Source organism: Luteolibacter sp. (assembly GCF_058122085.1).
Genome location: NZ_JBIKBQ010000011.1, coordinates 32953 through 44483 on the forward strand (window position 1 = coordinate 32953; position 11531 = coordinate 44483).

Consider the following 11531-nt stretch of genomic DNA (forward strand, 5'->3'; position numbering starts at 1 on the left):
GCTGCGGCGGTTGTGGTGATTTCTTGTTCCGCGTGGGCACAACAAGCCGATTTCAATGAGGTTGGCAGGCAGATGGCAATCATGTTGCAGAACAGCCACTTTGCCCGCTTGCCCTTCAATGCGGAACTCAGCCAGCGGTTTCTGGATGATTTTCTAAAAGACCTGGATTCCCAGCGACTCTATTTCACCCAGGAAGACGTGGATGGGTTCAATCTGAAATACGGTGACCAACTTCACACGCTTTTGTTACACGGGAACAGCATGCCTGCCGCGACCGAGATTTACCGGGTTTTTGAAAAGCGGGTTGAGGCGCGCGTGACACTTGCCGAGAAGTTGTTGAAGGGCGCCGATTTTGATTTTTCCGCAAATGAATCGGTGATGCTGAGTCGCAAGGACGCGCCGTGGCCGAAAAATGACAAGGAGGCCGCCGACTTGTGGCGGCGTCAGATCAAGGAAGCGGTTCTTGGGGAAACCTTGCGGCGTGAATTGCTGACAAAACTGTCGAAGGAGCAGGGAAAGGCCGATCCAGGAAGTGCGGATCGAAGCCCGAAGGAGAAGGTCTCGCTCCGCTACAAGCGGTTTCTCAATAGCGTGAAGGATGTCGATGACGAGGAGATCGCCAACTATTTCCTGAGCTCGATCGCCCGCGCTTATGACCCTCACACGGACTACATGAGTTTCCGTGAGATGAATCGTTTCAAGGACGGGATGAAAAACGAACTGGTAGGCATTGGTGCGCTTCTCCAAGGCGAGGAAGATGGCGCTACCAAGATCATGGGCATCGTGGTGGGCGGGCCTGCGGATCGCGAAGGGACTCTCAAGCTCAATGATCGCGTGGTGGCTGTGGATACTCTCAACACCGGCAAGGCCGAGGACATGACTGATATCATGTTCATGAAGATCGATAAGGTGGTCGATTATATCCGGGGAAAAGAGGGCTCAACCGTCGCTCTGAAAGTAGAGCCAGCGGGCGGTCCTCCCGGAGAGACGAAAATCGTCGTCATCCAGCGAGGCAAGGTGGAGATGAAGGACGAGCAGGCGAGCGGGGAACTGATTGAGATGAAAGCCGGTAAAGGAGCAAGTCGCCGTCTTGGCGTGATCACGCTGCCGTCCTTTTATGCCGACTTCGAGGAAGGTAAAATCCGCTGTTCCGTCGATGTCGAAAGAATCCTCAAGCGTTTGACCGAGGAGAAAATCGACGGCCTCATTCTGGATCTTCGGAACAACGGCGGAGGTTCGTTAGAGGAGGTCCGGCGGATGACCGGATTTTTCATCGATAGCGGACCGGTGGTGCAGGTGAAGAACACCTTGGGCCAGGTCCAGGTGAAGGATTCCGATGGCGGCAAGCCGATCTACACGGGGCCGATGGTCGTGATGACCGACAAGAGCAGCGCTTCGGCGAGTGAGATTCTGGCAGGCGCGCTTCAGGATTTCAACCGCGCGGTGATTGTCGGGGATTCCTCGACGTTTGGAAAAGGAACGGTGCAACAACCGATGGACATCGGCCGGATGTTGCCGCTTTTCGCCGCACGCAACCGGGCCGGATTCTTGAAAGTGACGATCCAGAAATTCTATCGTCCATCCGGGTCGTCGACGCAAATGGACGGAGTCGCGGCCAATGTGGCCATTCCGAGTTTGGCGGATGCCCTGGATATGGGCGAGGCGTTCCTGGATCATCCGCTGCCACACGACCGCATCCGTCCTGCCGGCGATTTCAAGCCTCTTGACGCCCAAGCGTTGTTCATACCGCGGTTGAAAGAATTGAGTCAGGAGCGACTGAACGCATGCAAGGACTTCTCCTACGTGATCGAGGATGTGATGAAGGCCAAGGACCGTTTGAAAACCAACCGGCTGTCACTGAACAAGGCGGCCCGCGAGAAGGAGCTTGCCGAATCCGACGCGCTCCAGAAGAGCCGCAATGCGGAGCGCCGGGTACGGTTTGCCAAGATGAGCGAAGAGGATAAGAAGGCCATGAGTTTCTTCAAGCTGACGCTGGAGGATCTTGAGAAAGGCGCGGATCTCAAGCCATACAACCCTGCTGATGAAAGCGGCGCATACATGCGTCGCGCCAAGGATGAGACCGCCGACTTGGACGAAACTCCGAAGTGGCCCACCGGACTCGATCCAGTGAAGCGCGAATCGATTTCAGTGCTCAAGGACCTGGTCGATACCACCGAGAACGCCCGGCTCGCTGGGTTGTTGAAAGGCACCGCCGAGATCCGCTGATGTCGGAGGTTGCAGGGAATCTATTGACCATCGCCGGGAAAATCTCCGCCGCTTGTCTGCGCGCGGGGCGGGATGTGAAATCCGTCGAGCTCATCGCCGTTTCCAAAACCTTTCCGGTTGGATCGGTGCGGGAGGCTTTCGAGGCGGGGCAGCTTCAATTCGGTGAAAGCAAGGTTCAGGAGGCCGAGCCCAAGATCGCCGCCTTGCCGGGTTCGTTGCACTGGCATTTCATCGGCAGGGTCCAGCGAAACAAGGTGCGCAAGATGCTCCAGAACTTCGAGGTCATTCATGCGATTGATTCGCTGAGGCTTGCATCCTACACCGATGAAATCGCGGGTGAGCTCGGCCTGTTTCCCAAAGTTTTCCTGCAGGTGAACGTTGGCAGGGAGGCTTCGAAAGGCGGTTTTGAGCCCGATGTCTTGCGGGCGGAAATGGAGGGGCTTTTGAAGTTAGGACGCTTGGAGATCATCGGCCTGATGTGCATTCCCCCGGCCGGGCCCGATGCCGAATCCGCCCGGCCATGGTTTGCCTCGCTCAGGGAAACTCGCGATGCGCTGGAACTCGAGTTCGGAGTGATGCTTCCCGCGCTCAGCATGGGAATGAGCGGTGATTTTGAAGTGGCGATCGAAGAAGGCTCCACGCACGTGAGGGTGGGATCCGCGATTTTCGGCAAACGCTCCTATCGGGTGGACGAGGAACTCGGATAAGGACAAAGATTCCCCATGACCTTGATCTTGGAAAACGCCACGGTGATTGGAAGCGAGCTCGCCCTGTCGTTTGCGGACGGGTTTGAGGCTTACCTAGCTCTCCCCATGCTTCGCCGCGCGTGTCCTTGTGCGGGCTGCCAAGGCGAGCCTGACGCCATGGGGCGCGTGCTCCGGCCAATGGTCGAGCACGGGCCGCGGGCCTTTGAGCTTCAGAAATTCGAGACGGTTGGAGGCTATGCCATCCAGTTGTTTTGGGGCGATGGTCACTCCACTGGGATTTTCAGTTATTCATATCTGCAAAAACTCGCCGAGCTGCCCCCCGTGTAGAATCCTTCCGCAGTGTTTTCCGCTCGAAACGACCTGGCTTCGCTGCCGCTTTTTGCCGAGCGAGAGGTGATGGCGCTCGCCGATGCCGGCCTCGGCACCGCCGCGGAGGTGCTCGCGCATTTCCCCAAGCGCTACGAGGACCGGCGGCACTTCGATGCGTTTCCCAATCAGGCGGCACCCGCCGCCGTGTGTCTTCGCGGCACGGTGATCGACGCGGCTCTCCGGCATTTCGGCCCGGGCCGGCGCTATTATGAGGCGGTCGTGATGGATGGTTCCGGCGGTGTTTTCGGCTCGGGGAAAATCACCTGCCGGTGGTTCAACATGCCTTTCATCCAGAAGGTCGTCGCCGCGGGGCAGGAGGTGAGTCTCTATGGAAAAGTGAAGGATGCGAACGGGCGGCTCATCATCGACCACCCGGAATTCGAGATCCTGCGGGATGATGACCAAACATCCATCCACCTCGAAAGGATCGTTCCCATTTACAAGAACATCTCCGGAATCGCTCAGCGCCGCCTGAGGGAAGTCATCCATCTGTTACTGCTGCAAATCGACCCCGCGACACTGGCAGCGGATCATGAGGCGGATGATCCTTCTGTGAGGGCGCGGGCTTTCAAGGATGTGCATTTCCCCGAGTCCATGGAGCAGGCCAAGGACGCCCGCCGGCGGTTTGCGTTCGAGGAGTTCTTCATCCTGCAGCTCAACGTCGCGTGGCGGCGGTACCGCTACAGCGAGCAAACCGGCCGCGTGCTGGGGAAGAGCACTTCGTTTCTCAAGCAATTCTACACGAGTCTTCCGTTCGATCTCACGGAGGCGCAGAAGCGTTCTATCCGGGAAATCCTCGCCGACATGCGGGCGGCCCGGCCGATGAACCGGCTGTTGCAGGGCGACGTGGGTTCCGGGAAAACCTTCGTGGCGATGGCGGCCATGCTGCTGGCTATCGGCTCGGGTTGCCAAGCCGCGTTGATGGCTCCCACGCAGATTCTGGCAGAGCAGCATTATCTGACGTTCCGGCGCTGGCTGGAGCCTTTGGGAATCCGCGTCGCGTTGCGAACGGGCAATCGTGACGAAGGCAATCACCTTGAAATCGAAGGCGAGCCGCAGATCATCATCGGCACCCACGCGTTGCTCTATGACTCGGTTTCTTTCCGGGATCTCGGACTGGTGGTGATCGACGAGCAGCACAAATTCGGCGTCGCGCAGCGAGCGTCGCTGATCCGCCAGGGGATCGTGCCGGACGTGCTGGTCATGACCGCCACCCCGATTCCAAGGACGTTGACGATGACGATTTACGGCGATCTGGACGTGTCGCTGTTGGATGAAAAGCCGCCCGGTCGTGGCAAGATCATCACCGCCGTGAGGATCGCTGCGAAGCAAACGGACGTGACGAAATTCGTGAAGGACCAGCTTGCGCAAGGTCGCCAGGCTTATCTCGTTTATCCGCTAGTGGAGGAGAGTGAGACGTTGAAGGCCGAGTCCGCCACCGAGGCGTTTGAAAAATGGAAGAAGCGCCTGGGTTCCCATCAGGTCGGGTTGATTCATGGCAAACTGCGCCCTGAGGAAAAGGAATCGGTGATGCGCCGGTTCCGCGAAGGTGAAACCGCGGCCCTCGTATCCACCACCGTCATCGAAGTGGGCGTGGACGTGCCGAATGCGAACGTGATGATTCTTCACCACGCCGAGCGCTTCGGGCTGGCCCAGCTTCACCAGCTCCGCGGGCGCATCGGCCGCGGCGGACACAAGAGTTACTGCGTCCTGCTAACCGACGGGAAGAATCCCGAGGCTTTGGAGAAACTCCGGGTGCTTGAGCGGAGTTCCGACGGATTTGAAATCGCCGAGGCGGATCTCCGCCTGCGTGGTCCCGGCGACGTGCTGGGCACGGTGCAGAGCGGCTTGTCGGATCTCCGCTTCACGGACTTTCTCGGCGACACCGTCTTGCTGCGGGAGGCGCGGGCTTTGGCGGACCGGGTGCTTGCTGAGGATTCCCGCTTGGACGGGATTCATCAGAAAATGCGAATGTTGATTCAGGCTCCTGACGAGAGCACGAATCTACCAAGCACCGCGTGACGCGACGGCTTCAGACGTTGAAGCGGAACTCGACGACGTCGCCGTCTTTCATGACGTATTGCTTGCCTTCGATGCGGACTTTTCCTGCGACCTTGGCGGCAGACATGCTGCCTGCGGCCACCAAATCGTCGTAGTGGACGACTTCCGCGGCGATGAAGCCACGCTCGAAATCCGTGTGAATCACCCCGGCCGCGGCGGGGGCCTTGTCTCCTGCGATGATGGTCCAGGCGCGGGTTTCCTGGACGCCGGTGGTCAGGTAGGTGCGAAGCCCTAGCAAGTGATAGACGCCGCGGATCAGGGCCGAGACGCCGGAATCGGTCACGCCCATGTCGGCGAGGAATTCATTGGCTTCCTCGACGGGCATGTCACTGAGTTCCTCTTCGATGCGTGCGGAAATGACGACGGCTTCAGAGCCGGTATGCTCGGCGGCGAACTTGCGGACGCGGGCGACTTGCGGGTGCGAATCCGGATCTGCGATCGCACCGGCGAGCTCGTCTTCGGCGACGTTGCAGGCGTAAATGGTCTTCTTCGAGGAAAGCAGGAAAAAGTCCTTCACGATGGCCTTGTCGTCCTCGCTGAAGTCGATGGTGAGCGCCGGATTTCCCTGGTCGAGATGCGGCATGATGATGTCGATGAGCTCGACTTCCTTCTTCGCTTCCTTGTCGCCGCCTTTGGCTTTTTTCTCGCGGGAGTGGCGGCGCTTTTCGAGCGACGCCATGTCGGCGAGGATCAGCTCGGAGTTGATGATTTCAATGTCGCGGATCGGATCGACGGAGCCGAGCTCATGGATGATGTCGTCGTTTTCAAAACACCGGACGACCTGGACGATGGCGTCCGTTTCGCGGATGTTGGCGAGGAACTGGTTACCGAGTCCGGCGCCTTCGGAGGCACCTTTGACGAGTCCGGCGATATCGACGAACTCGATGGCGGTCGGCACCAGCTTGTGGGAGCCGGAGATTTTGGAAAGCACGGCGAGGCGCGGGTCCGGCACGCTGACGATGCCGACGTTCGGATCGATGGTGCAGAATGGATAATTGGCCGCCTCCGCCTTGCGGGTGCGGGTGACAGCGTTGAAGAGTGTCGATTTACCGACATTGGGTAGTCCTACGATTCCGGCCTTGAGCATTGCGGGGGCAGGGTGGGGGAGAGGCGGGCGGGAGGACGAGGAAAAAGTTTGGCGGTTGATGAGCCGCTTTTTGAGCCCCTTGAGCCCCTTGAGCCCCTTGAGCCCCTTGAGCCCCTTGAGCCCCCTCGCATCGACGTTCAAGCTCTTCGCATCGACGTTCAAGCTCCTCGCATCGTCGTTCAAGCTCCTCGCATCGACGTTCAAGCTCTTCGCATCGTTGTTCAAGCTCTTCGCATCGTCGTTCAAGCTCTTCGCATCGTCGTTCAAGCTCTTCGCATCGACGTTCAAGCTCTTCGCATCGACATTCAAGCTCTTCGCATCGACGTTCAAAGCTCCTCGCATCGACGTTCAAGCGCTTGTCTTGTCACCAATTCTACCAGAGATCAACATCTCGCTATCGAAGATGGCGAGTCGATCCCGTATGTGGGCAGAGTGACCACTAAAATCACCAGCGATCTCGACGATCCGACTGTTTTTGAGGATTCTTCATCTCAAGTTTCAGTTTTCAGCGTTTTAGCTTTACCAAAATCCACTTTTCCCCGAGACACCACCTCTGCCATCAATTCGATTCTGACATTGGTTTCTCCGCGGTCTTCACCGCCAAAGCAATTTCCCTGCAATTTAAATTCAAGAACCCGATTCATTCATCAAATCATGAAAAACCTCATTTGGCTTCTCTCCATACTCCTCGGATTCGTTCTCGCTCCCAAAGCGGAGGCGAGCGGCATGCAAATCTTCGTCAAAACACTGACCGGAAAGACAATCACGCTCGACACGGAAGCCAGTGATTCCATCGAAAATGTGAAGCAAAAGATCGAAGACAAGGAGGGAATCCCGCCGGATCAACAGCGCCTTATTTTTGCAGGCAAACGACTGGAGGACGGTCGCACCCTCGCGGATTACAATATCCAGAATGAATCGACGCTCCATCTTGTATTGATCAACCAAAGCGTCATCCAGCTTTCCCTCGAAAAAACCACCGACTTCATTACTTGGCAGGAGGTGCCGATCACCTCGCCCATGCTGAGTGCGGATGGCCAAATCATCGCGCCAAATAACAGCAGTTCCGCCTTCGTCAGGCAAAACGTCCAAGTCATCAATAGCCCGAAAATCACGGTCCAACCGACCTCCGTCTCAATCAATAGCGGGGAAACGGCGACCCTGTCGGTCACAGCGACAGGCACCGCGCTGATTTACCAATGGTATGCGGGCATGAGCGGCGACATGAGCAACCCCGTTTCGGGTGCGAATTCGGCATCGTTCACGACGGAACTACTGACCTCAGACGGCGCTTATTGGGTGTCAGTGGGCAATAATTGCGACACCGCTTACTCGGGTTCCGCAACGGTCACTGTGATTCCTCTGCCTTGATGCGGCCCCGCGACAAGCTGCAACGGGCAAAGGCAGCCGAGAAAAAACTTTGCACTCTAACTCCTTGGCGACAGTCTTCCCCCTCTTTCATCAAATCATGAAAAACCTCATTTGGCTTCTCTTCATGCTCCTCGGATTCGCTCTAGCCCCGCAAGCAGAGGCTAGCATGCAAATCTTCGTTAAAACCCTGACTGGAAGGACGATCACGCTCGACGTGGACAGCAGTGATTCAATTGAAAACGTGAAACAAAAGATCCAGGACAAGGGTGAGCTCCCTTCCGACCCATATCGACTTATTTTCGCCGGCAAGCGTTTGGAGGACGGTCGCACCCTCGCGGATTACAATATCCAGGAAGAGTCCACGCTGCATCTCAAATTAAGAATTCTAAGCATCCTTCAGCTTACGCTGGAGCAATCGACGGATTTCATCACTTGGCAGGAAGTGCCGATCTCAGCGTCTCTGCTGAGTGGGGATGGGAAAATCATTCAGCCGAAAAACGGCAGCTCCGTCTTCTACCGGCAAAGCATCCAAGTAATCGATGCCCCCGCAATCACGGCTCAGCCTGCAAGTATAACCACTATCAACAGTGGGGAGACGGCTACCCTCGCAGTCACGGCGACCGGCCCTTCACTGGTTTACCAGTGGTATGCTGGCGCAAGTGGCGACAAGAATAACCCAGTCGCCGGGGCCAATGCGGCCTCTTTCACGACCGAGGCGCTGACCGCACCCGCTTCCTACTGGGTGTTAGTGAGCAATAATTGCGACTGGGATGCTTCCTACTCGGCGTTTGTGCAGGTCAACCAACCTTGACCTAACCTTCGCGAATTGAGGCGTGGCGTGAAGCGGTAAACGAGGGAATTGGGCGGCACGTCACTATTATGGCCTTTTCACTGATTCAGTCGCTTCGCGAGTCCCTGGCCCGGGTTCAACCCCGCGCGCAGGGAGCCCTTCCCCGGGCCGATGTGCTCACTGCCCGCGTCGCCAGCTCCCCGGCGTTCCTCTTTCAGATCCACCATTCCGCCGCCTTGGGACGACACGCGGTCGCCTCCCATGCACTCGCGGGAAAGCCGCCCGGCACCGTCCTGCTGCGGGAGACCAGCTACATCTGGATTCCCACCAATCAGGGCCGCGAGGCTGTCTGTCACTCGTGCGCGCTCGACTTGGCCTCTGCCCATCCATCCCGATCGCATCGGGTGAATTGCGAGGGCTGCGGCGGGCAAACCCAATACTGCTCCGTAAAGTGCCGCGACGAGCAGGCTCCCCTGCACCAGCCCATCTGCGCGATACTCCGCGACGCGCCCTTGCTCGCCGACCGCCATCATTGTCCCCCGGACTTGGTGCGCGCCCTTCTCCAGCTCGTCGCAAAGCGTGCGGCCGGTTTGCAGCCCGACGCTTCGTCGGCGGATCGTCAAACGCTCCATTCCGATCCGCTCGCCTTCGAGGCCGGTCCCGAGGCTTTTTCTCAAATGCTCGCTCATCCTGTCTCACTGGATTCCGCATCGCGAAGCTCCTTGCGTGCGTTGGCGGCATCTATTTGCGACCGAATTCCAGAGGAAATGCGCCCTCCGCTCGACCTCTTCATCACTTGGGCCTCACAGATCAATTCCAACTCGCACGGCCTCAACAGAGCGAGCCCAGCCAACGAATCCTTGGGCTTCGGCATCTTTCCGCTCGGCTCCATCTTCAACCACTCGTGCCTGCCAAACTGCACTTACACCAACGAGGGGCCGCTCCTGGTATTCCGCCTACTGCGTCCGGTGCGCGAGGGTGAAGAGCTTTGCGTCAATTACACCGAACTCTACGCGGCACGCGACGAGCGACGGGCAGAACTCCACGCGACCAAGTCGTTCGAATGCCGCTGCCGACGCTGCACTCACAGCCCGGCGAGCGAGGAGGAAGCCCGCATCATCGGTGCCGAAACGTTGGTCTCGGCGGTGCTCTGCGACCAGACCAAGGGCTGTCCCGGCCTGCTGCACCCATGCGACGTGCTTACCGATCGACTGGAGGATCGCTCAGCCAAATGGGAGTGCTCGGTCTGCCACGCGCGCTGCACTTACGGCCACCTCCTCGACACCCACCTCAAGCCCCTGCGGGATCGCTTGCAAGAGGCGATGCTCCTGTATTCCCGTGGACTAACGGGTAAGGCGGCGGCTCCGATCCGCGCCGCCTTCGAGTCGCTGTTGCAATCGGCACTTACCCGACTTCCTGCATCTCACGCCCTCGTCTTCAACTGCTACCTGCCCCTCATCAACTGCTGCTCGGCGCTCAAAGACTATCCCGCCAAGGAAAACTATGTGCGGGCCTTGATCGAAATTGCCATCGCGACTTTGCCCGACTACCCGCCCCTTGCCAATTATCTGGAAGCCTTCGCCCAGTCTCTGAATGAGCGGATCCAGACAACGCCTGGCATGCCGCGAGAAACGCGCGCAAAATACGCCATGGAAGCGTTCGAAGCACTGCAACGGTCGCTGAGCATATGCCAAGTCTGCTATGGGCTGACCCACCCCAAGACATTGCAAACCCGCGACAAGCTGCGCCGGGCAGAGGCGGTCGCCAAATCCCGGTGATCTCCCGACTCACCTAGGTCTGAACTAAAACCCAAACCCTACGCGCTCCAACAAGGGCCGAATCGCGTAAATCACCAGCAAATGGCCTGGGTAGAATACGTAAAAAAGGTAGCGGCAGTCACGCCCCCTTTGCCCATTGTATCGGCTCAAGAGAGGAAGAGCCAACATGCAGCCGAGATTGATGAAATTGATCAACTCGTAGCCAGGATCTCCAGTCCGCGCGCTGACGACCGCAAAAAGACCAGCGTTCGCCAGCAATAACCCGCCCAGCGCACCAACCGTCCAGCCAAAGCGCCCGCGGGTGGCATGGAACACAAAGATCATCCAAACCCCCAGATGCCACCAGTCCAAGGTAACGTAGAAACCCGCGGCACCAACCGCCAGCAGTAGTCCAGCCAAGAGCCAGCGTGAGTGAATTCGCTCGGCCGCCCAGATCACGCACAGCCCCGCCAGCAGATCAAAAAACACATTGAGTCCGTGCGGGAATACCCATTTTCCCAGCCTCCGATCCGGCCACGGGCTCTTCCAACGGCCTTCACCCCAAACCACATCTCCAAGTCTCCCATCGCCGCCCTGACGTTCCCTGCTGCCCCGGCCGCGATCATCCGGGTGGTGGCAATAGGGACAGCCCACCGCCTCGCGAGGGATGCCGCGAGAACCTCGTTTTCCGGTGGCTGAAGGCGGACCGATTGCGGCGGTAATTGCCTATCGAATGACAGGCTTGTCCGCCGCTGATAGGGATTGCGCGCGCTTTACGTTCTCGGTGGCATATCTCGCCCGATACCGAGCGACCCGTTCGCCCATGATTCCCTCGCTTGTCGGGTTCCGGGCGTTGAGGGTTTGCCGCCAGCATTCCCCGGCGAGGCCTCCCATTAGGATCTCGCCATGTTGGATGCGCTCAAATGCCTCGGCGCGGGGGGCTGGGCGTCGGGCCGGGGCAGGGCGGTTGTCTGGTTAGCTGATTTTTGGAGGGGAGGTTTTGAGGAGGCACAAGGCGGCGTGGGGTTTGGCGCTGTGGTGGTGGAAGCCGGCGTTGAGGCTCTCGAAGGCTTCCGCGTCGTGAAGCCGCAGGATGGCACCTCTCAACAGGGCAAGCACTTGGCCTCCGCTGGCTTTCTTGCGCGGACGCGAGGCGTCTTCTT

The 11531-nt window shown here is 58.5% G+C and carries 11 protein-coding genes; 7 read left to right on the forward strand and 4 right to left on the reverse strand.

Translation table 11 applies throughout. The features are described from left to right. Nucleotides 1-72: 72 nt before the first annotated feature. The 4 genes from AC4DF4_RS03115 to recG are packed head-to-tail and all read left to right on the forward strand — an operon-like array spanning nt 73 to nt 5324. Nucleotides 73-2226: a carboxy terminal-processing peptidase gene (locus AC4DF4_RS03115; RefSeq protein ID WP_490046651.1), complete on the forward strand. Its 2154-nt coding sequence runs from the start codon at nt 73-75 to the stop codon at nt 2224-2226. Beyond that, nucleotides 2226-2933, forward strand: coding sequence for a YggS family pyridoxal phosphate-dependent enzyme (locus tag AC4DF4_RS03120; RefSeq protein ID WP_490046652.1), 708 nt, complete (start codon nt 2226-2228; stop codon nt 2931-2933). Before AC4DF4_RS03115 ends, AC4DF4_RS03120 begins: the two co-directional genes overlap by 1 nt. A gap of 15 nt (nt 2934-2948) precedes the next feature. Then, nucleotides 2949-3260: a gamma-butyrobetaine hydroxylase-like domain-containing protein gene (locus AC4DF4_RS03125; protein WP_490046653.1), complete on the forward strand. Its 312-nt coding sequence runs from the start codon at nt 2949-2951 to the stop codon at nt 3258-3260. A gap of 12 nt (nt 3261-3272) precedes the next feature. Next, entirely contained in the window at nt 3273-5324 is a 2052-nt protein-coding gene (gene recG / locus AC4DF4_RS03130; RefSeq protein WP_490046654.1) for an ATP-dependent DNA helicase RecG, read from the forward strand. 10 nt (nt 5325-5334) lie between these two features. On the opposite strand, the gene ychF is transcribed toward recG, so the two are convergent. Then, on the reverse strand, nt 5335-6450 hold the full coding sequence (gene ychF / locus AC4DF4_RS03135; RefSeq protein WP_490046662.1) for a redox-regulated ATPase YchF: 1116 nt from the start codon (nt 6448-6450) through the stop codon (nt 5335-5337). A 432-nt stretch (nt 6451-6882) separates the two neighbouring features. Here ychF and AC4DF4_RS03140 point away from each other — a divergent pair, with 432 nt between their 5' ends. Both AC4DF4_RS03140 and AC4DF4_RS03145 read left to right on the forward strand, forming a co-directional pair. Beyond that, nucleotides 6883-7821, forward strand: a complete 939-nt coding sequence (locus tag AC4DF4_RS03140) for a ubiquitin-like protein (protein ID WP_490046655.1) — start codon at nt 6883-6885, stop codon at nt 7819-7821. A 97-nt stretch (nt 7822-7918) separates the two neighbouring features. Continuing rightward, on the forward strand, nt 7919-8632 hold the full coding sequence (locus AC4DF4_RS03145) for a ubiquitin-like protein (protein ID WP_490046656.1): 714 nt from the start codon (nt 7919-7921) through the stop codon (nt 8630-8632). 77 nt (nt 8633-8709) lie between these two features. Here AC4DF4_RS03145 and AC4DF4_RS03150 read toward each other — a convergent pair whose 3' ends face one another. Further along, the gene (locus AC4DF4_RS03150; protein WP_490046657.1) at nt 8710-9300 is read right to left on the reverse strand and encodes a hypothetical protein; all 591 of its coding nucleotides are present in this window, start codon (nt 9298-9300) and stop codon (nt 8710-8712) included. Between the two features lie 78 nt (nt 9301-9378). On the opposite strand from AC4DF4_RS03150, the gene AC4DF4_RS03155 reads away from it, so the two are divergent. Further along, nucleotides 9379-10389 (forward strand): SET domain-containing protein, encoded by a 1011-nt coding sequence (locus AC4DF4_RS03155; RefSeq protein WP_490046658.1) that lies wholly within the window; start codon nt 9379-9381, stop codon nt 10387-10389. Nucleotides 10390-10413: 24 nt separating this feature from the next. Here AC4DF4_RS03155 and AC4DF4_RS03160 read toward each other — a convergent pair whose 3' ends face one another. Continuing rightward, complete coding sequence (locus tag AC4DF4_RS03160; RefSeq protein ID WP_490046659.1) at nt 10414-10857, reverse strand: TraX family protein; 444 nt, start codon at nt 10855-10857, stop codon at nt 10414-10416. A 486-nt stretch (nt 10858-11343) separates the two neighbouring features. Next, the coding region (locus tag AC4DF4_RS03165) for a hypothetical protein (RefSeq protein ID WP_490046660.1) at nt 11344-11531 on the reverse strand (188 nt) is incomplete at its 5' end.